The 21,309-nt window shown below is 60.6% G+C and carries 18 protein-coding genes; 9 read left to right on the top strand and 9 right to left on the bottom strand.

Going from position 1 to position 21,309, the window contains the following annotated elements; translation table 11 throughout:
* Positions 1-125: 125 nt before the first annotated feature.
* Entirely contained in the window at positions 126-1,361 is a 1,236-nt protein-coding gene (locus tag AUR64_RS00680; protein WP_058580028.1) for a cation:proton antiporter, read from the top strand.
* Positions 1,362-1,397: 36 nt separating this feature from the next.
* On the opposite strand, the gene AUR64_RS00685 is transcribed toward AUR64_RS00680, so the two are convergent.
* Positions 1,398-2,369 (bottom strand): formylglycine-generating enzyme family protein, encoded by a 972-nt coding sequence (locus tag AUR64_RS00685; RefSeq protein ID WP_205628348.1) that lies wholly within the window; start codon positions 2,367-2,369, stop codon positions 1,398-1,400.
* A gap of 309 nt (positions 2,370-2,678) precedes the next feature.
* On the opposite strand from AUR64_RS00685, the gene AUR64_RS00690 reads away from it, so the two are divergent.
* The 3 genes from AUR64_RS00690 (at position 2,679) to AUR64_RS00700 (ending at position 6,983) form a co-directional block, all read left to right on the top strand.
* On the top strand, positions 2,679-4,997 hold the full coding sequence (locus AUR64_RS00690) for an arylsulfatase (protein WP_058580030.1): 2,319 nt from the start codon (positions 2,679-2,681) through the stop codon (positions 4,995-4,997).
* Between the two features lie 617 nt (positions 4,998-5,614).
* Positions 5,615-6,034 carry a hypothetical protein gene (locus AUR64_RS00695; protein ID WP_058580031.1) on the top strand — a complete coding sequence of 140 codons (420 nt, stop codon included), beginning with the start codon at positions 5,615-5,617 and terminating at the stop codon, positions 6,032-6,034.
* A gap of 4 nt (positions 6,035-6,038) precedes the next feature.
* Positions 6,039-6,983, top strand: coding sequence for an alpha/beta fold hydrolase (locus AUR64_RS00700; protein WP_058580032.1), 945 nt, complete (start codon positions 6,039-6,041; stop codon positions 6,981-6,983).
* Positions 6,984-7,077: 94 nt separating this feature from the next.
* Here the strand turns inward: AUR64_RS00700 and AUR64_RS00705 are convergent, their stop codons facing one another.
* The 7 genes from AUR64_RS00705 to AUR64_RS00730 all read right to left on the bottom strand — a co-directional run bounded on the left by AUR64_RS00705 (position 7,078) and on the right by AUR64_RS00730 (position 14,600).
* Positions 7,078-7,890, bottom strand: coding sequence for an alpha/beta fold hydrolase (locus AUR64_RS00705; RefSeq protein WP_058580033.1), 813 nt, complete (start codon positions 7,888-7,890; stop codon positions 7,078-7,080).
* A gap of 60 nt (positions 7,891-7,950) precedes the next feature.
* Positions 7,951-8,571: a class I SAM-dependent methyltransferase gene (locus AUR64_RS00710; protein WP_058580034.1), complete on the bottom strand. Its 621-nt coding sequence runs from the start codon at positions 8,569-8,571 to the stop codon at positions 7,951-7,953.
* A 90-nt stretch (positions 8,572-8,661) separates the two neighbouring features.
* Positions 8,662-9,579, bottom strand: a complete 918-nt coding sequence (locus AUR64_RS00715; RefSeq protein ID WP_058580035.1) for an SDR family NAD(P)-dependent oxidoreductase — start codon at positions 9,577-9,579, stop codon at positions 8,662-8,664.
* 50 nt (positions 9,580-9,629) lie between these two features.
* On the bottom strand, positions 9,630-9,815 hold the full coding sequence (locus AUR64_RS00720) for a hypothetical protein (protein WP_058580036.1): 186 nt from the start codon (positions 9,813-9,815) through the stop codon (positions 9,630-9,632).
* A 349-nt stretch (positions 9,816-10,164) separates the two neighbouring features.
* Complete coding sequence (gdhB, locus tag AUR64_RS00725) at positions 10,165-11,466, bottom strand: glutamate dehydrogenase GdhB (protein WP_058580037.1); 1,302 nt, start codon at positions 11,464-11,466, stop codon at positions 10,165-10,167.
* A 2-nt stretch (positions 11,467-11,468) separates the two neighbouring features.
* Positions 11,469-11,612 (bottom strand): rubrerythrin-like domain-containing protein, encoded by a 144-nt coding sequence (locus tag AUR64_RS20255; RefSeq protein ID WP_155120404.1) that lies wholly within the window; start codon positions 11,610-11,612, stop codon positions 11,469-11,471.
* Between the two features lie 108 nt (positions 11,613-11,720).
* A complete protein-coding gene (locus AUR64_RS00730; protein ID WP_058580038.1) occupies positions 11,721-14,600 on the bottom strand; it encodes a bacterio-opsin activator domain-containing protein in 2,880 nt (959 codons plus the stop codon).
* Between the two features lie 259 nt (positions 14,601-14,859).
* Between AUR64_RS00730 and AUR64_RS00735 the strand changes: the two genes are divergently transcribed.
* From AUR64_RS00735 to AUR64_RS00755, 5 genes are all read left to right on the top strand, one after another.
* Complete coding sequence (locus AUR64_RS00735; RefSeq protein WP_058580039.1) at positions 14,860-15,687, top strand: SDR family NAD(P)-dependent oxidoreductase; 828 nt, start codon at positions 14,860-14,862, stop codon at positions 15,685-15,687.
* Positions 15,688-15,909: 222 nt separating this feature from the next.
* Positions 15,910-16,761, top strand: coding sequence for a VOC family protein (locus AUR64_RS00740; RefSeq protein ID WP_058580040.1), 852 nt, complete (start codon positions 15,910-15,912; stop codon positions 16,759-16,761).
* A gap of 88 nt (positions 16,762-16,849) precedes the next feature.
* Positions 16,850-17,092, top strand: a complete 243-nt coding sequence (locus AUR64_RS00745; RefSeq protein WP_058580041.1) for a hypothetical protein — start codon at positions 16,850-16,852, stop codon at positions 17,090-17,092.
* A 92-nt stretch (positions 17,093-17,184) separates the two neighbouring features.
* Positions 17,185-18,648, top strand: coding sequence for a metallopeptidase TldD-related protein (locus AUR64_RS00750; protein WP_058580042.1), 1,464 nt, complete (start codon positions 17,185-17,187; stop codon positions 18,646-18,648).
* 192 nt (positions 18,649-18,840) lie between these two features.
* Entirely contained in the window at positions 18,841-19,896 is a 1,056-nt protein-coding gene (locus AUR64_RS00755) for a succinylglutamate desuccinylase/aspartoacylase family protein (RefSeq protein WP_058580043.1), read from the top strand.
* Positions 19,897-19,962: 66 nt separating this feature from the next.
* Here AUR64_RS00755 and AUR64_RS00760 read toward each other — a convergent pair whose 3' ends face one another.
* Positions 19,963-21,309 carry an ABC transporter ATP-binding protein gene (locus AUR64_RS00760; protein ID WP_071391179.1) on the bottom strand — a complete coding sequence of 449 codons (1,347 nt, stop codon included), beginning with the start codon at positions 21,307-21,309 and terminating at the stop codon, positions 19,963-19,965.

The following is a 21,309-nucleotide window of genomic DNA, read 5'->3' on the forward strand; positions in this document are numbered from 1 at the left end:
TGTACTACCAGTGACTGAGTCGAAGAGGCGAATAGAGGTATATCACGACGACAGACCGTGAACGTCGACATGACCGTCAGTCGTCAGGTGAAGTTATACCTACTCCCGAAGTGTGATTATCAGTAGTGTCTCTCGAAGAACAGTTGATTACGATTCTCGCGCTTCTGTCACTCGCCGTCGTCGTCGGTATCCTCACGACGTGGTTCGAGCGACTCTCGTACACGACAGGGTTACTCGTAATCGGACTTCTCATCTCGCTGGTCGGGTCTCCGTTTGACTTCGAACTCTCTGCGGAGTTCATCCTTCTTGTCTTGCTTCCAGCACTGATTTTCAACGACGCGGTGAACATCGACGTCGTCGCGTTTCGAGAGAACCTCGTGCCTATCCTTGTTCTCGCAGTCATCGGGCTCGTACTCTCTATCGGAGTCATCGCACTCGTCGGACCCACTTTGTTCGGGTTCTCATTCGCCGTTGCGATTCTCTTCGGAGCAATCGTGATGCCGACCGATCCAGTCTCGGTTCTCGCGGTGTTCGAGCGTCTCGGCGTCGAGGAGCGACTCACGATTCTCGTCGAAGGCGAGAGTCTCTTGAACGATGGTGTCTCTATCGTCGTGTATTCGGCCGTTCTTGCTGGACTGCTCGAAGCCGAAGCACGGTCCGTCGCCGTCGGTGAAGTCCTCTCGCTCAGTGAGTTCGTCGGTGTAGTCGGTACGGGTATTGCCGTGGCTCTCGTAGGCGGTGTCGTCGTTGGAACCATCGCAGGATATCTCGCGTACGAACTCCTCGCTAAACTTGACGACGACCTCCTCGCCGTCGTCATTTCGGTGGTACTCGCCTACGGAGTGTACATCGGCCTCGACGAACTCGGGGCCAGTGGCGTTGTCGGGACGCTCGCTGCGGGAATGTTCTTTGCGTCCCGCACTAACCGGACAGATATATCACGACAGACACACGCTACCGTCGAGACGACGTGGTCTGTCGCAGCGTATCTCGCAAACACGGTGTTGTTCGTCGCAATCGGTATCGTCACGCCCTGGCCGCTCCTCGTCGAGTACGCGCCACAAATCCTCGTCGCAATCGTCGTCGTTTTCGTCGCACGGGCGGTCGTCGTCTATCCGCTGGTCGGCGTACTCAACTGGGTGGAACATCCGACGATTCCACGCTCCTACCAGCACGTGCTGACGTGGAGCGGAATCCACGCCTCAGTCTCCGTGGCACTCGTTTTGGGAGTCGCAGACGAGTTCCCCGGTGTGCTCACTGAACAACTCGCCGCACTCGTCTTCGGCGTTGCGACGTTCACCTTACTCGTCAACGGGCAGACGATGAAACCACTAGTGGACAGACTCGGCATCACCGACTGACTCGCGGATTCAGCAGTTATCACCGACCGGTCCTGCTCACGGTTCGACGATACATCGGAACCCGACGTGACTCGTCGAGGTATCGACTGGTTCGGGGTAGCGCGCGGCCGGCCGGTATCGGAAACAGTAGTTCGGGGCACAAAGGTGTGAACCGCCCTTGAGAACCTTCCGAGGAATCCCCGTGGGGTCACGTGGGTCGACACTCTGCTCCTCTGAAACTCCGCGAGGTGTGGTGGGGCCACAACACGACGAGGTAGACGTGCCAGCGGTCGGGTCGTCGTGGTACCAGTCACGAGTCCACTGCCAAGCGTTGCCAGCCATATCGAACAGGCCAAACTCGTTCGCGGGGAACGCTCCGACAGGCGAGGTTCGGTCGTAGCCATCCAGACAGGTGTTTTCGTAGGGAAAGTGACCCTGCCACGTGTTTGCCATGAGTTTCCCGTCAACGGTGTGGTCATCGCCCCAGACGAACGGTTTGGCGTCGAGACCCCCCCGAGCGGCACGCTCCCACTGTGCTTCCGTCGGTAGAGTCTTGCCCGCCCACTCGGCGTACGCGACGGCGTCCTCGTAGGCCACGTGAACGACAGGGTGGTCCGACAGGTCGTCGATAGAACTGTCCGGACCGAGCGGATGTCGCCAGTCGGCACCGGAGACGTACTTCCACCATTGATTCGGGTTTTGGGGGCCGACCGGACGCTTCGGCTTTTGAAACACTGCAGAGCCGGTGATTAGGTCCTCGCTTGGAACACCCGGATAGTCCTCTGGGTTCGGCGGCCGTTCGGCGAGAGTCGTGTACCCAGTCTCGTCGACGAACTCGCCGAACTGCTCGTTGGTGACGTGGTGTGCGTCCATCCAGAACCCTTCGACCCTTACGCGACGCGGTGGCCGCTCTTCGGGATAAAACTCCGCCGACCCTGCGGTGTACGCTCCCCCCGGAATCCAGACCATCTCGTCGTCCGGTGGCTCTGTCGGTGCGTTCTCTTTTGATGTTCGTCTGTCTGTAGTCATAGTGACTGTTTGTCGCCTGTCGTACTAGCGGACACTGATACGTTACCGGAGGGCGTGCTCCGGTCAGATATCGTTCATAGAATGGATTTGGTCATAAGTGTCACTAGAGAGTCACACGAGGGCGACAATCGTTGGTATGTGACAGAAATATTAAGATGTGAAACTTCGAATATATCATACTCTCCGACTTGATAGAGGAGTGACCAACTACCAATCGACCGTCGGCTACCTGAATGATGACCCGACGTCGAGAATCTTGCAGAACGGTGTGATTCACAGCTCTGTTGACCACGAGAGACGAGGATATCAATGACAGAGCAACAGTTTCAGGGCCGTATCGGGCGTACGTACGCCGAATCAGAGCAGTGGTGGGAAGACTCAGTTCGGGCACCCGAGGATGCGCCGAACGTCTTAATGGTCGTTCTCGACGACGTCGGGTTCGGGCAGTTGGGCTGTTTCGGTGGTCTCGTCGACACGCCGAACATCGACCGACTCGCAGACGAAGGACTTCGATACAACAACTTCCACACGACTGCGCTTTGTTCGCCGACGCGTTCGTGTCTGATGACCGGTCGGAATCACCACTCCAACGGGATGGCGGCAATCACCGAACTCTCGATGGGATTTCCCGGATACAACGGCCGTATCCCACACGAGAACGGATTTCTACCGGAGATGCTCGTCGAGCAGGGCTACAGCACCTATGCCGTCGGGAAGTGGCATCTCTCACCGGCGGAGTCCAACAGCGCGGCGGGTCCCTACGACCGATGGCCACTCGGGCGCGGGTTCGAACGCTACTACGGGTTCCTTGGAGGCGACACGGACCAGTACACGCCATCGCTGGTGCACGACAACCATCAGGTCGACCCCCCTGCGTCCCCTGAGGACGGCTATCATCTGACAGAGGACCTCGCTCAGCGCACCATGGATTTCATCGGCGATGCGAAGCAAGTCGACCCGGACAAACCCTTCTTCACGTACTTCTGTCCCGGCGCGTGTCACGCACCGCATCAAGTTCCAGAAGAGTGGGCAGCCAAGTACGACGGGAAGTTCGATATGGGCTGGGAGAACGCCCGTGAGGAGATTCTCGAACGACAGAAGGAACTCGGAATCGTCCCGGAGAACACGGAGCTTTCGCCGTACAACGAGGACGTTCCGGAGTGGGACCCGCTCTCCGACGACGAGAAACGTCTGTACGCACGGATGATGGAGGTGTTTGCAGGATTCCTCGAACACACGGATGCACAGATTGGCAAAGTTCTGGACTACATCGACGAACTCGGAGAACTGGACAACACACTCGTCGTCCTCGTCTCCGACAACGGGGCGAGTGCGGAGGGCGGTCCGACCGGGTCCGTCGACGAAAACCGCTTCTTCAACAACGTTCCCGAAGACTTCGACGAAAATCTCGCAGCGATAGACGATCTCGGCGGTCCGAAGTACTTCAACCACTACCCGTTCGGCTGGACGTGGGCTGGCAACACTCCGTTCCGACGCTGGAAGCGCGAGACGTACCGCGGCGGTGCGAGCGACCCGCTCGTCGTCTGCTGGCCGGACGGTATCGACTCTCGTGGCGAGGTTCGTGAACAGTTCGTCCACGCAATCGACGTCGTGCCGACGGTTCTCGACGCGATTGGTCTCGACGCGCCGAGCGAGATAAAAGGGGTTTCACAGTCGCCCGTCGAAGGAACGAGCTTCTCGTACACGTTTGCGGATTCAGAGGCTACCGGGCGTCACGAGACCCAGTATTTCGAGATGTTCGCAACCCGCGCGATTTACCACGACGGCTGGCGGGCAGTCCATCCGTGGCCGTTCGGTGAACCCATCAGCGCTGAAGACCTCTCGGCGACGACGCTCGAAGAATCGGGGTGGGAGCTGTATCACGTCGCCGAGGACTTCTCCGAAGCACACGACGTATCGAGCGAACATCCAGAAAAGGTACTGGAACTCGTCCAACTCTGGTGGTCCGAAGCCGGCAAGTACGACGTGCTGCCGCTCGATGGTCGGGGCGTTCAGCGCTTTGCCGAGGACCGGCCCCAACCTGGCAGGCCTCGTGATACGTACGTTTACTATCCCGGTGGTCAGTACGTCCCGGAGAACGCTGCCGCCAAAGTTCTCAACCGCGACCACAGTATCACTGCCGATGTGACGATACCCGAAGGTGGGGTTGAGGGCGTCTTGCTTGCAAACGGGTCCCGTTCCGGCGGATACTCGCTGTTCGTCGCAGACGACCGTCTCCACTACGTACACAACTACGTCGGCGTCGAAGAGTACGAAGTCGTTGCCGACGAGGTGCTCCCCGACGGAGAGATGCAACTCCGGATGGAGTTCGAGACAACCGGTGACGTCGACCAAGACGCTGGGAAAGGTGCGCCGGGCATCGTTCGACTCTACTACGACGACGAGGAGGTTGGAGAAGGCGAGATTCCCGTTACGGTCCCCATCACGACCGGACTCACGGCGGGGCTGAGTTGCGGCTGTGATGCCCTCAACGCAGTCGTTGACGACTACCGTGAGCAGACACCGTTCGAGTTCACCGGCGTCATCGCCCGTGTGACTGTCGACGTCAGCGGCGAACCGTTCGTCCACGAAGCGGCCGAAGTCGACCGACTCATGGCTCAAGAGTGACGTGGATGCGTGGTCGGCGTAAGCACCACAATCCACCTCACGGCCCGCCGTCAGCCCGAGGCGTAAGGCCAGTGGAGGAACGTGGGGTGAGTACTGGAAGTCCCAGAGGATTTATGTTCACAGTTTCGGTGTTTGGAACTGTTGCGTCTCTCATTTTCGTGCAGGGTAGATTTGGTTAGGCTCTCGTCTCGCGGTTTTCGAATGTGTCTCGGTGAGGGATTCCGAGAGGTTTCTGAGTGAGATAAATTCGAAGTCAATGGATAGTACCTATTTCACGTCTACTTCTGGAGAATAGAAGGCACTTATCAGTACCATTCTCCGAGATTGTGATAGTCCTTTCTCTGACCGATAGCCCGAGTCAGCAGTTTCACGACCCGTCTCAAGAGTTAACTCGGTTGTAGGATGGTATGTATGATATATTATATGAAAAAGGACACGACGTATTATTACACTCTCAAAACGGCATCAAATTCACTTTGAACGCCTCTACGCACACCACTTCAGCATTGATTATCAGTGACCAATATTGAACGATACTGATAATTAAGTGGGTCGGTGCGGGACACTCGAACAGCCCTGATAAATATTTGCTATCAGGCTTGGGGGAAGACGACAACATGTCCAGTACAGAACTCGGCAGTGACGAATGGTGGAGCGAGTATCGACAGACCGTAAACGAGGACCGGGAGATGGAAGTCAGAGGCCACGACCGGTTCGACGACAACTTCTTCGTCCAAATCGACGACGACAAGTTCCTCGTCGAGATGTACGGCGGGGAAGTCCAAGACGTCGTCAAGAACCCCGGCGTCAACGGCGACTGGTCGTTCGGCGTGTCGGGAAGCCGTGAGGCGTGGGAGGAGTTCACTCAGGAACTCCCGCCCGCGCACAACAACGAGATTATCGCGTCCGACTATCGGACCGCAGTCAAAGGCGAAGAGGGCTATCTCGAACTGCACGGAAACAACAAGAAAGTGTTCCAGAACCTCCGTCCGTTCCAGCGGGCGTTGGAACTGATGCGGGAAACACAGAACAACTGAACCAATGAGCATCGAAGCACCAGCGCACGGCGAGCACGAAGCGATCACCGGACAGTATATCGGGGTCGAAATCGACGGCACCGAACACCGCGTCTACTACGAGGAAGCGGGTCCCGAGGACGGGATTCCGCTCCTCTGTCAGCACACGGCCGGCAACCACGGCCACGAGTGGCGTCACATTCTCGCGGACGACGAAATAACCGAACATTTCCGCGTGATTGCGTACGACCTCCCGCACCACGGCAAGTCGGTGCCGCCGACGAGCGAGGAGTGGTGGCTGGAAGATTACACGCTCACCGAGGACCTGTTCGCCGAGAGCATCGTCAGCATCGCCGATGCACTCGAACTCGACGACCCGGTGTACATGGGGTCGAGCATCGGTGGGAACGTCATTCTCCAACTCGGTGACTGGCATCCGGACCGGTTCCGCGCACTCATTGGACTGGAGTGTGGAACCTACAGCCCCGGCTACTATCTCGACTGGTTCGACGACCCACAGGTGAACATCGCGGAGGCGAGCGCCTACGCCTGCTGGGGACTGATGGCACCGCACGGCCCCGAGGCGTCTCGTCGAGAGACCATGCATCTCTACGAGCAGAGTTCGACTGGACTGTTCAAAGGTGACCTGTTCTACTACTCCGTCGACCACGACTACAGGGGGAAACTCGACCAAGTCAATCCGGAGTGCCCGGTGTACGTGATGAACGGCGAGTACGACTTCGCCACGAACCCCGACGACGCCCGCGAAGTCGCCGACGGTATCGGGGAGAACGCGACGGCTATCGAGATGAGCAGCATCGGTCACTTCCCGATGAGCGAGAACCCGGAACTGTTCAAGGAGTATCTGAAACCGGTGCTGGACGACATCCGCGGTGAAGACGTAGAACTCGCCGAGACGATGACGCCGGAGGCCGTTGGATACAGTTTCGAGGAGTCGACGGCCGACTAATCGAGCGGCGCGGCCACATTTTTTCGCCGTTAGTCGGCGCACCTTCGACCAACGGATATATCGAACGCGTACTCTCCGAAGAGAGGCCAGCAGGTTACGCTCGAAGAAATTCGAGCAACTCGTCTTCGAACTTCTCTGATTCTTCGAGAAACGGAACGTGGCCACTCTCCTCGAACGCGACGAACGTACCGTTCTGGAATACCTCGACTGCGATGGATTCGGCGTCGTCGAGCGTCGCCGACCCATCGAGCGCACCGTGGAACACCGCGCCCGGGACCGCCAACTCCGAAAGCGCGTCGCGCAGTCGCTCACGCTGCGGATTTTCGTAGATTTCGAGCGTCTTGATTGCGACTCGCATCGGCGTCTGCATCCCGACCGACCAGAGCCATCGCAGCGTGTGTTCGTCGACGTCAGTCCCGAACATCCCGGCGACGAAGCGTTCCATTCCACGGGGACGGTTGCGACGCTGGTTCGCTATCATCTTGTCGATCGGAAGGCGCTCTCCGGGCGCTGCGTCCGACTGCGGTGCGATGGTGTCGAAGATGCTACTCGACACGAGAACGAGTTTTGCCAGTCGGTCACTGTACTTGCTGGCGAACGTGGTGGCGATAGTCGCCCCGAGCGACCAGCCGACGAGAACACACCGCTCGATTCCGAGCGCGCTGAGGAGCGCATCAACGTCGTCTGCGTACATCTCTGCGGTGTAGGGACTCACCGGTTTGTCCGAGCTACCGTGGCCCCGCAGGTCCGGAGTGACGACTCGGTAGTCGGCGTCGAGAAGCGCCTTCACCTGCGACTCCCAGACGCGGTGGCTCATACACCCGCCGTGCAGAAAGAGGACAACAGGTCCCGTTCCGGCGTCCTGACAGTACAGGCGTGTCTCGTCGGTAATCGATACCATCGTCATAGCTCGTCGTCGTTTCGGAGAAATCATAAAACGTCGGGCGACAGCGAGGGTTGTCGTCGGTCACCTCCGATTATCGTCGCTGTCACCTTCGAGCGTAGCGAAGACGAACTCCGTACTGCTCCCGAGCGGGTCGTCGGCAGTGACCGTGTTCAGCGACGAAAAGCCCGCTGCGCGGAGTTGGTCGAGCGTCGTCTCCCGGCCCGGGGCAGAGAAAAACATGCTACCGCCCATCCATCCGCGACGAACCGTCTCGAACCGACCACTCGGGAGCGTCATCAGAAGCCGACCACCCGGCCGGAGTGCACGAGCGAACTCCGCATACACTTCCGGATGTTCGGCACGAGGCACGTGGAACACTGCGTGGTAGGCGACGACGGCGTCGACTGCGTCGGCGACCAGCGGCATCGCCGACATCTCCGCTTGAAGCAGCGTTGCCTCGGGCAGTCGCTCTCGCGCGAGCTTCAGCCCCTCTTTCGAGATGTCGAGGCCGATACTCGACGATGGAAGATTCGAGAGCGTCCGCGCGCCGTCGCCACAGCCGACGTCGAGGACGAGGGGATTCGAGGGCAGCGTTTCGAGGAGGTCACCAATCAGCGCGGCGTCCGACCCGGTCGGGTCGCGCCGCTTTGCGTACGTCTCTGAGACCGCATCCCACGCCTCCCTGATATCACGCCGGTCCATACAAGCTGGTAGGGCGCTGTGGGGATATCTCCGCGGGTCGGGTCCTCGCACCGGTAATCGGGTCAATCGGGGGTCGCCCCGTCTTTGGACTCAACCTTGCGTACTGGCTTCCGAGAGCGGAACGTCGATGTCGAGGAATTCGGCGCTACGCGTCCAGAGGTCGTGCTGTGAGTCGGGGTCCAGCGCCGCCGACGACGGCGTCCGAATCTGTTGCTGGTCGAAGTACCGGCCGGAGACGCCTTCTAGGCGGTCGGAGGCTGCGAGGTTGACGAGCGCAGCAGCACCGTCGTCAACCGACGTAACGAACGGGAGTCCGTCGAGCAGTTGCATCGCTCGCGGAATCGGCCCCGGGAGGAATCGAGCGAACCCGGACCCAGGAATCGCTCCGGGATGGAGGGCGTTCGACGTGATTTCGTCGTCCGCCGCGTCGAGTCGGTGAGCGAGTTCAATCGAAAACTGGATGTTAGCCAGTTTCGAGCGACTGTACGCCCCGAACGTCGAGTAGTCGTCGACGGACGTAACGGCATCCCAGTTGGGCTGTGCGCCGCGGTGGGCCTCCGAAGCCGTCGTTACGACGCGCGCGTCGGGAGCCAGATGGCCCAGCAAGTTCGTTGTCAGGAGATACGGCGCGAGGTGGTTGACGTGGAAGGTGTACTCGACGCCCGCGTCGGTGAGGCGACCGGTTCGAAAGAGGCCACCCGCGTTGTTGAGCAGTACGTCGAGTTCGCTCGTCTCGGTTCGGACCGTCTCCGCGAGGGCGTTCACGTCCTCAATGCTGGCGAAGTCGGCTTCGACGAAGCGGGCATCGGACCCCGCGTCGACGAGTTCGTCGACGACTTCGTTGCCCGCCGTCTCGTCTCTCCCGTGGACGAGTACGTCGGCACCGAGTCGTCCAAGTGATAGCGCTGCCTCGCGTCCGATGCCACTCGTGGAACCGGTGACGAGAGCGGTCGTTCCCGACAAATCGACGTCCGTGACGCCGGCACGTGACTCGGGTGTCTCTGTCATCGTCCGTACGTAGGCCTACATCGACAAAACGTACCGGAACTGCCTCTCGTTCAGGAGGCATTCCGCAACCGAAATATCGTGTACCGACGCGGGTCTGTCCGAAACCACGGTTCGTTCTCGTCGAAGTACACCGTCGGCGCGAACCGTGTCGCCAGTTCTCGGGCGGGTTCGTCTTCAACGGTCGTCGTCTGCCCGTCGTCTTCGCGTTCGACCAACTCGGCGAGTGCGTCGAACAACCGGCCACACTGACTGCAGCGACACCTGCGAGTGTGCCCAGCACAGGGTGTCGGCCGACGACTGGACTCGAATCATCGTCTACAGAGAAAGCAAGGCGAGTGCCTCGGGGCTTGGCCCCGAGGCGGTTCACAGTTGCTCACCACCTCGCCGCCGTGTGCCACTACGTGTGCTCCGAACATGGGTTTGCATCTGACGATTCACTGTATAAACCATCTCTATCACCAAGTATCTGACAGCTAAAAGAAAACGCGTCGAAGTCATCTGCAGTTCGACGAGAATCGACTCGCCTTACAGCGGGCGATTCCATCGACAACGCTGCCCTCACCGACCGACCGTTCGGGGGTCGGGTTACGGCCAGAGCCCACGTACTTCGTGTGCTTCCGCGATTCGTGAGAGCGCAACGATGTACGCGGCGTCGCGCCACGTGACGTCTCGCCGCTCGTACTCGGTTTTGACAGCACGCCAAGCCGAGCACATCTCCGTTTCGAGTTCGTTGTTTACCCGCTCAAGTGACCATGCACGTCGATTAATGTCCTGCAGCCACTCGAAGTAACTTACCGTGACGCCGCCTGCATTTGCGAGGATGTCCGGAATCACCTCGATACCACGCTCTTCGAGAATCGAATCCGCGGCGGAGGTCGTCGGACCGTTCGCACCTTCGACGACGAACTCCGCAGCGATGTTCTCGGCGTTTCGTCTCGTGATGACGTTACCAAGCGCTGCAGGGACGAGCACGTCGACGTCGAGTGTGAGCAACTCGTCGTTCGAGATGACCTCGTCTGCGTACGTCGTAACTGCCTCTGGTTCGTCGTCGTGTGACGGGACGGTGGCAGTATCGATTCCCGATGGGTCGTACATAGCACCGTTCACGTCGCTGACAGCGACGACCGTTGCACCCCAGTCGTCGAGGAGTCGAGCCGCGCTCGCGCCGACGCTGCCGTAGCCCTGTACAGCAACCGTCGTCTCTTCGAGCGGTCGGTCGTAGTACTCACAGAGTAGTTTCGTAACGATTGCGACACTCCGTCCGGGAGCCTCTTGGCGCCCTTGGCTGCCGCCGACGACCGGGGGCTTTCCAGTGACGACACCAGGTGTCGTCTCTCCTTTCTGCATCGAATACGCATCCATCAACCACGCCATCGTCTGCGAATCCGTTCCCATATCGGGTGCGGGGATGTCCTGATTCGGACCGATGACGTCGCGGAGTTCCTGTGCGAACCGTCGGGTCAGACGTTCGTTCTCCTCGGCGCTCAGTTCCTTTGGATTCACTGCAACGCCACCTTTGGCACCGCCGAACGGTAGGTCCATCACGGCACATTTCCACGTCATCCACATCCCGAGGCCGACACACTCGTCTCTGGTCACATCGGGGTGATATCGGAGTCCACCCTTGAACGGGCCTCTGACGCTGTCGTGTTGGGCTCGATAGCCGGTGAACACCTCGACTGTTCCATCGTCTCGTTCGATAGGTATCGTAACCTCGTGAACTTTCTGAGGATGTTTGAGCCGTTCGACGACGTTCGGGTCGATCTCCAGACGGTCGGCGGCGTGGTGTAGCTGTCGACGGGCCGTTTCGAGTGCCGATTCCGATTCAACCGGGTCTGCTCGTGTGTCAGTGACGCTGTCGTGGCGGCTCTCGGATGTGGATACCATGATTACTCGATTGGCATCCCCCGATTCCGCATCGAGCCTTCGCAGCGTGAACAGGTGACCGGATTTGTTTCGCTGACAACGATGGTTCCACACTCGAAGCACTCGTACGACCGTTCTCCGTCGGACTGGGGTTTGACATCTCTCATGGGTTAGACGTGAGTGCCGGACCGACGGGCACTCTGTAAGGTGATAATAATTGTAATAGGTAGTATCTGGTAGCTCGTATAGTAACTACAGACAGAAATGGGGGTTCGTTATTCAACCGTTCGTCGAGCAGCGGCCGGTAGTTCGTGGTTCTCGAAGAATGTCGAGAACAACTTCCGCTGAACGGTTCGCACGTGACTGTAAAACGCAGGTGGACTGATTCCGAGCGTCTCGGCGACTTCTTTGCCTGTGTTCTCGCGTGGCGACTCGAAATATCCGCTGTAGTACGCCGTCTGAATCACCTCCAGTTGTCGCTCGGTTAGTTTGTCGAGAAAACGCGTGTAGAGGTCGCGTTCTATCGACTGGTCGAGTGTCTGCTTCGATTGGAGTTCAGCGGTCGAGAACGTCTCGTCGACTAACTGCGTAATAGTTCGCACGTCGATACTGTCGGGAATGTCGACGACGAGCACGGTCTGGTCGGGGGCGGCCGTCGCTTGCCGGAAGATTGCGCCGTGGTCAGCTAGTTCGAGTGCTAAGAACGGCTGTGCGAACCGTAGTCGCAGAACACCGCCTTCCGCATCGGCGCTGATTTGCTGGACGTCGTCGACCGAGATCAGTTCTGAGGCCGTCGCAGCGACAGCCTCCACGGGCGAACCGTCGACGGTAACGAACACGTAACTGCCCTCTGAAGACTGTTGAACGCCGCCTTGGTACGAGAGCGTACAGTTCGCGTCCGTGGCAAGTCGAGAAAGGACGAACGAAGGGTCGTCGACAGCGAACTTTAGACGTGTCATCGATGTCGTGAGCAACGCGTTCTTCCGCTCGATAGCGCTGAGTGCGGACGCGATGGTTTCGCCCAGTTCACTCAAGACCGCTTTCGCGGTGTCGTCGAAGGCGTCCCGGGTCGGCCCGTAGACGGTCAATACCCCGTGTAGGAGGTCATTGTACACGAGCGGAATACTCAGCACAGAGAGGTAATCTCGGGAGAGCGCGTCTTTTCGCCACGGTTCGTCTCGGAGACCGGCCGCGACGTTCGACACCAGCGTTACGTCACCGGTGTCTGCAGTCCGACCGGCCGGTTCGACCGCTTCCGCATCTATGGCGAACGTCTGACTGTCGAGATACCCACGCTCTGTGCCTGCCCACGCACGTGGCTCGACGGTGTTGGTCGTCGAATCGACGGTCCCGACCCAGGCGAACCGAAGTCGGTCGTCGCCGGTCAGCAGTTCACAGACGGTATGGTCGATTTCCGCCCGCGTCTCCGCTTCGACGAGCGCTTGGTCGATTTCACGGATTATCTCGTTGATTCGGTTGAGAGCGGTCAGTTGCTCGTTCTGAGTCTGGAGTGTTCGGTCCTGCTCGCGGAGCTGTGACTCCCGGGAGACGCGGTCGAGCGCCGCTTCGGCCGTCGCTGCGAGAAGGTCCGCTAGTTCGCGTGTCACCTCGTCGAAGACACCGACTCGTTCCGAGCCGACGACGAACACCCCGTGACTGCCGAGAGGGATGTACGCGACACTCCGAAGCTCGCTCGCTCTGTTCTCGAATCGGTCCATCTCGTGGACATCGTCACAAAACAACACTTTGTCCTCGACGAAGCTGTGGCCCGGGAGCGTCTCGCTGTCGGTACGAAGTGTCGAGAGCGGACCATGGAGCGCTCGCATGGCCGCCGAATGCACGACAGGCTGGAGAGCGTTGGTCTCGGCGTCGAACAGATACACCGCACTCGCATCGAGGTTGAGGACGCTCGGTGTGTCTTCGACGACGTGCTGGGCGATTTCGCCGTGTGTTTCGGCGTACAGGAAGTCACGAGCAGTCCGGTGAAGCGTTGCTAACGCTTCCTCACGTTGCTTGCGTTTCGTGATATCCCGACAGCTAAACAGGAGCGTGCCATCCTGAATGGAGACTTCCCGAACGTTGACCAACAGCGTGTGCTCACGTCCGATTTTGTCGACGGCTGTACACTCGATGTTCTTCAACACGCCCTCCTTTGCGAGTTCGTCGCGGTCGAAGAGGTCGTGACCGAGAAGGTCGTCGATAGTCCCCAGTTCGCGGATTTCCTCGGCCGTGTAGCCGAAAATGAAGTGCACGTTCGGACAGACGTACGTGTACTCGCCTGACTCGTCGGTCATGAGGACGGTGTCGGTCATATTGTTGAGCGTGACACGGTGAAGTTCCTCGGAGCGACGAAGGTCACGTTCGAGTTCGACTCGCTCCGTCACGTCGACACCGTCTACGACGACTGAGACGAGCTCTCCACGTTCGTCTTCGACTGGGCGAACCGACAGGTCAACCATCCGGGGGGATTCGAGATGTGTTGACTGTGGAACGACTGCGTTTGCGAACGTTCCACCGAGTGCCTGGTCGAGTAGCTGTCGCACCTCTGTCTTCTGTTTTTCCGCCTGTGACCACCACGGCAGCGTCCAGAACGGGTTACCGACGAGAGAATCGACGTTCGTCTCGACCATCTCTCGTGCCGTCTGATTCGCTCGGACGAGCGACCCATCCGGGTCGAGAACCCACGTTGCAGTCCGTGAATCGGTGAAGATTGCATCGAACTGTCTGGCACGGTCCCGCCGAGTCACTGTCTGGCGTGCGGTCCGAATCGCTTGGTCGGTGCGCGCAACGAGGGTGTCCATTTCCTGTTCGGACGAATCAGTCAAAACGACGTAGTCTGTCGCTCCAGCCCCGATGGCCTCGCTGGCGACGGCTTCGGTACCAACGTCGGTTGCGAACACCACGGGGAGTGCCGTAGATTCGTGGTCGAGGGTTTCGAGCAGGTCGAGTCCCGTCGTGTCATCAAGTACGTACCCGAGAACGATACAATCGAGAGTGTGCGAACGTACGACGTCGAATGCGGCCGATTCGGCCCTCGCTCGCTGTACCGTCGTGTCGGTTCGCGTTTCGAGTACGCTACCGAACTGATCGACCCACTTACCCGTCCCTACGAGCAGAATCGACGACGGGTCGTGGCCGGATACAGAAGAAGTCATAGCTAAGACGACTACGCACCGGCGCGAACCCAGTCGGCATCGACTGAAGGTCGCTGCTGTACCGCGTCTATATCGATAACCATCGTTTGTTTGCATTCGAACCGTGGCGACTAATAGCAGTTTGCAATTCAACCGATAGGGTTCTTGCCAGATAACGGGTCGACCCGTCGTCTCGAACCGAGGTGGTGAGCACCGGCGGTGAGAGTACGACCCCCGCAACCACTATTTTGACCGGATAGTTAGTCCAAGTTGAGTCGATATGAAGGATATAGACGGGAAAACAGCCCTCGTAACGGGTGCCGGGTCGGGCATCGGTCGTGCGTCCGCACGTCGATTCGCCGAAGAGGGAGCAAACGTCGTCGTCGCCGACGTGGTCGAAGAAACGGGTCGTGAGACGGTCGAACTCATCGAAGACGCCGGCGGCGACGCGACGTTCGTGGAAGTCGACGTCTCGGAGTTCGCGTCCGTCGAACGGATGGTCGACGTCGCAGTCGAGACGTACGGAACGCTCGACTTCGCACACAACAACGCCGGGATTCTCACCGGATTCACCGAGACAACCGACATCACCGAAGAGCAGTGGGACAGACTCCTCGACATCAACCTGAAAGGAATCTGGGCCTGTATGAGAGCCGAACTGCCGGTGATGGAAGCACAAGGAAGCGGCGCAATCGTCAACACCGCCTCAGAGGCCGGACTGGTCGGGATGGGCGGGCTTTCCAGTTACTCCGCCAGCAAACACGGGGTCGTCGGTCTCACGAAGTCGGTCGCACTCGAATACGCCGGTCGGGGAGTCAGAGTCAACGCCATCGCCCCCGGGCCGACGAAGACGAACATCCAGTCCAGTTTCTTGGGAAGCGACGATTCGTCGTTACTGAGTCGACTCAAGACCGCTCTCGAACTGGTTCGGATGGCGATTCGGACGATGCGCGCCGACTTCGACACGTCGGCGATGCGTGACGTTCCGATGGGCCGTATCGCCGAAGCCGAAGAGATGGCCGGCGTCGTGGCGTTTCTCTGTTCGTCGGACGCCTCTTACATCACCGGCCACACGCTACCTGTCGACGGCGGTCAAGCGGCCGACTGAGACCTCCCCGAGCGACGGCGCTCGGACGCTCGACAAGTTGGTGGTTGGGTGTACACCACGTGGTCACACGGTTGTTACCGGGGCTATATCAGGGTTAGAGGACAAGTTACGTGCTGTAACAAAGACCCGACCGAGCCACGAGTGTCTGCGCTCTATCGTCGTCGCTCGACGCACATTCGGGCGCTCGTACACGGGTGCACGACCGGTTCTTCGGTAACCAACATGACCACACGACAGAAAACAGACACACTCCCGCAGGGGACACGCATCGGCCGGACGGCGCTCAGAGCCTCCGACCTCGGCGAACTGACCGCGTTCTATCGAGACGTCGTCGGACTCAGCGTCCAGCAACAGTCCGAGAGCACCGCAGTTCTCGGCGTCGACGAGACACCGCTTCTCGTCTTAGAAAGAGATGCGGACACTCCAGAGCGGCAGCGAAGCGGTGCGGGCCTCTACCACAACGCGTTTCGCGTCCCCTCGCGCAAAGCGCTCGGAGACGCGCTCACACGGATACGGGACCGATGGCAGCTCAGCGGGGCCTCCGACCATCTGGTGAGCGAGGCGCTCTACCTCCGCGACCCGGAGGGCAACGGCGTCGAAATCTACCGCGATTTCCCCCGTGAGGAGTGGCCCATCACCGACGAAGGAACGGTCCACATCAGCACCGAACCGCTCGACCTCGAGAGCGTCGAAGCCGCGGCCGCAGGCGACGACCGAGCGCCGCCGGGAACTGATGTAGGCCACGTCCACCTCGAAGTCACCTCGCTGGACGCGTTCGAGGAGTTCTACGTCGACACGCTTGGGTTCGAGGTGCAGACGACCGTTCCGGCGGCGTACTTCGTCTCCGCTGGGGGGTATCACCACCACATCGGGGCGAACACGTGGAACCAGCGGACAAGTCCGGTAGGCGGGCGAGGTCTATCTTGGTTCGAGGTCGTTCTTCCCGACACGGAAACGTTCGAGGCGATTCGGAACCGCCTCACGGATGCTCAGGTCGCCGTATCCGAGAGGGACGCTGGGTTCGTCGTCGAAGGCCCCGATGGAATCGATGTTCGATTCCGAGCCGAGTCGTAGCTCACCCGGCGGTGTCGGTCGAATCACGACCACACGAAGGCGTTAGGGTTCCCGAAGGTTGATACGGACGCCCCTGATACGGAAAGACATGCCAAGCACCCAACTGCGTCGAAACGGCTGGTCGACGGTTGGTCTCGGTATCTCCGTACTCTTCGCCGTCGGGGTGTTCGCTTACTTCGCGCTCGGCGGAACGCCGGTGCGCGGGGCGGTGGTCGGACTCCTCATCCTGTTGGCCGGCGTCTGGGAGTACCGACGGAAACTCCAAGACGTCGTCGTCGCCGAGTCGTACGAAGCGGAAGCGGAGGCACAGCGGCGCGAAAATCGACAGTGACGAACGCTCCCTCGATACGTTCGAGCGGTCGACCGCGGCGATATCAGCCGCCGTCCGGGAGATTCATACCTCGTGGTTAGCTACCTCTTGGCATGAACGAGAGCGACGACCCTATCGTGGCGATGGAGTGGTTACTCGACCGCTTCGAGGACGACGACGACGTCGCGTACGCGGAGGTCGGGGCTGTCTCGCAGTCGAAGACGGACCTCGTCGTCACCGAGGACGGCCCGCGAGACGAACTCGCGTTCGACGAGACGGGCGTCTGGTGTCGCGTGTTCACCGACGGTGCCGCCGACTATCGATACACGACGAGCCTAGATGAGGAGGCGCTAACGGACGTTGCCGACAGAGCAGTCCGTGGCGGCGCGTTCCTCGCGCAGGCTGACCCCGCCCGCTTCGACCAGATCACCACGCACAGAGCCGTCCACGGCGGATGGGCGGCCGACCGTATCGACGACGTTTCTCTGGAGACGAAGCGGTCTATCCTCGAAGACGGCCTCGCCGCGACGGCTGACGGCCTCGACATAACACGTCAGTGGGTCAACTACACCGACGCCCACGTCGACGAAACGGCGGCGACGACGACCGGAAGTACCGTCCGAACGACGCTCGACCGCGCGAGCGCAATGTTCACCCTCTCAGTTCGAGACGGGCCAACGGTCCGGCGCCACATCGGTTCGACGCGGGGGGTGGCGTTTCTCGACGACCTCACAGACGCGTTCGAGAACGCGGCCGACGACGCACGGGCGCTGTCGGCCGCCGACACGGTCGACGCGCCGACCGGCGAAACGACGGTTACGCTGAGCCCACGAGCGGCGGGACAGCTGTTCGCGTTCGTCTCGCGCTACCTCGAAGCCGACACGTGTGAGATGGGGTTGAGTCCGTTCGACGTCGGCGACGAACTCGGCTCCGAGTCGCTTTCGGTCGCAGACACCGTCAAGGCCGGGTCGTGGGCCGCCCGCGGTTACGATGCGGAGCTTCGGCCGACGACACCGGTCCAACTCGTCGAGAACGGAACCGTGACGCGACTCCTCCACAACACCGCGACCGCGGCCGAGGCGGACGTGTTCCCCGCCGGAAACGCGGTTCACAGTCTCGGATTCGGTGAGGCACCGCGGATACACGCCCGTCATCTGGAGGTCGACCCCGGTGATACAACCAGCGCAGCGCTGCGCGACGGAGCAGACGTACTCGTCGAGCGGTTCGACGAGCCTTGGCTCCGCGACGAGTTCGAGCGCGTCCAGCGGTCGGGCGTCATGCCCGCCAGCGCCCTCTACGCGAGGGACATCGAACGGAAGGTCGACGACGACCGACCCGACCGTGGCTGCGCCGACTTACCCGTCGCAGAGGCGTACCGCCTTCGAGACGGCGAGCGCGACGGCCGTATCGAGGGCGTGTCGCTGGCGTACGACCCCGCGACGCTCCGCGGAGTGACCGCCGTCGGCGACGCTCGCGGCACCGTCACCGGCGTCGACGGGAAACACAAATCGCAGATTCCGTACGCAGTAACCGCACCCGGGCTTCGCCTTCAGGCGACGCTCCGCAGCGACGAGTAGTCGGAGTACAGGGCGATGGACGGCGACGAGTCGCCAACGCCGCCGATGGATTTACCATCCGCCCCCACGGTCTCTTCGACCAACGATGGTACACAGTGACACTGTAGTGTGGGTCGGAGACGACTCCGTCACGCGACGGCAACCTCGACGTACTGCACAACGGGCGACTGTGGGGCGTTGCTCGGTGAACCGATGAAACTCGGGACCGCGGAAGCGGCGTCCGGCGAGGTCGCTTCCGGCTATCTCTCGGTCACCGAACTGCCGACGGGTCAACCCGAACAGGTTCCGGTCGTCGTCGTCGAAGGCGAGAAACCGGGGCCGACGGTGTGGGCGACCGGAACGATTCACGGAGACGAACCGACCGGAATGGAGGCTATTCACGAGTTCGTCGACCGCATCCGAGACGAGCAGGTTCGGGGGACCGTCGTCTGTGTCCCGGTGATGAATCCGTCCGGATTCCGGACGAACGCTCGGACCTCGTACTACGGCGACGAAGACCCCAATCGGTACTTCGGCATCGACGGTGGAAGCGACGAAACACCGCCGAGCGTCCAGCAACTGATTTGTGACCGCCTCTACGAGGAGATTCGCGCGAGTGCGGACGCGGTTATTTCGCTTCACACCTCGTGGATTGCGACGTATCCGTACACGATTCGACCGCGCGTGAGCTATGGCGAACACCGCAAGAAGGCAGAAGCAGCCGAGTTACGCGACCGGCTCGTCGAACTCGTCGACGCGTTCGGCCTCCCCGTCGTCAACCAGTTCAGCGCCGACGAGACGGTCCAACGGTCGCTCGACCACACGCTGACTGGCGCGGCCATCGCCGACGGGATTCCGGCGTTTACTCCCGAACTCGGTGGTCGGTTCGTAGTCGAGAAGGACGTCTGTGAGGCGGCCGTCGTCGGGTTACAGAACGTTCTCTACGCGCTCGATATGGTGTCCGACCCGGCGGCGGGTTCGACGACGTTCGAGTTACCCACCGACGACGACCTCAAGCGGTTCGTCCACCCGCACACGGACACCGCCGGAATCGTTCGCTACAGAGTTCGAGAAGGCGAGTGGGTCGACTCCGGAGAGGTGGTCGCCGACATCGTCACTCCCTGTGGAGAGACGCAAACGCAGGTGAAAGTCGAACACTCTGGCTACGTTCTCAGTCGGTACGAACGCGTCGCCGTCTACGAGAACGACCCGCTTCTCGACATGGCCGTCCCGGACGACGAACCGCTGCTTTTGAACCGGTCGGACTGACCCGGTTCTCCGACGTATCGCTCGACGAACTCCGGGGTTTGGCTCCGAACGACTCGAAAAGAGGAGTTAGTCGTCTGCCGGTGCCGACTCGCTGTCGTTACCGGTGTCGCTCGCGGTAACGTCGCCCTGTCGACGGCCGGCCTCCAACTCCGCGTAAGGGTCGTATCCCTCGGCGCTCTCGTAGAGATGACAGGCGATATCCTGGTCGGCGTCGACGTCCGCTTTCTGTTCGAGCGGCGGCACCTCGCGAGCACAGACGCTCCGCTCTTCGAACTCGGTGACGAGCAGTTCTGTCGCTTCCTCCCACTCGCCTCGGTCGATACGTTCGAGCGCGCCGTCGACAACCTGCCCCGCCTCTCCCGACGGTTCGGCGTCCGCGAAGAACTCCTGTCGAAGTACCGCGCTGTCGCCCGTCTCGACCGTCCCACGTTTGACGGCCCGCATGAACGCTCGGGTATTCTCCCACTCGGCGGGTGAGAGGTCGAACGCCGTCGGGGCGATGAGTTTCGGACACCGCGACCGGAACCGACAGCCCGTCGGCACGTCGATGACGTCGCCGACCTCACCCTGTAGCTCGACGCGCTCGCGGCCCACGTCCGGGTCCGGGACGGGTACCGCGTTGATGAGCGCCTGTGTGTACGGATGCTGGGGGTTCTCGATTATCTGGTCTGTCGGTCCTTTCTCGACGATTTTCCCCATGTACATGATGGCGAGACGGTCGCACATATGCCGGAGCAACGAGAGGTCGTGGCTGATGTAGACGACCGAGAGACCGAACTCCTCGGTCATCCGGTCAAGTAGCGACAGTACGCCCGCTCTGAGGCTCACGTCGAGCATCGACACCGGTTCGTCGGCGACGATGAAGTCCGGGTCGAGCACGAGAGCGCGTGCGATGGCGACGCGCTGGCGCTGTCCCCCGGAGAGTTCGTGGGGATACTGGTCGAAGTACTGTTCGGCCGGAAGGAGCTCCGCGAACTCCAGTGCGCGCTGAACCCGTGCCGTCTCGTTTCTGATGTCGTGGATGCGAAGCGGTTCGGCGACGATGTCGTACACCGTCATCCGAGGGTTAAGGCTCTCGAAGGGGTCCTGAAAAATCATCTGAGCGTTCTGTCTGAACTCTTCGAGTTCCTCGTCCGTGGCCTCCGAGAGCTGTTTGTCGTTGTAGACGATGTCGCCGTCGGTCGGTTCGTGAAGCTTCACCAGCGACATCCCCGTCGTCGTCTTCCCACAGCCAGATTCGCCCGCCAGTCCGAGCGTCTCGCCCGCGTGAAGGTCGAAACTGACGCCGTCGACTGCGTGGACGTACTCGGGGTCGTCACCGGAGACCGACTGCATCAGACTCGCTATCCAGCCTTGGTTGACCTTGAAGTGTTTCTTGAGGTCGTCGACTTCGAGCAGGACGTCGTCTCGCAT

The sequence above is a fragment of the Haloprofundus marisrubri genome (genome assembly GCF_001469955.1).
Taxonomy (GTDB): Archaea; Halobacteriota; Halobacteria; order Halobacteriales; family Haloferacaceae; genus Haloprofundus; species Haloprofundus marisrubri.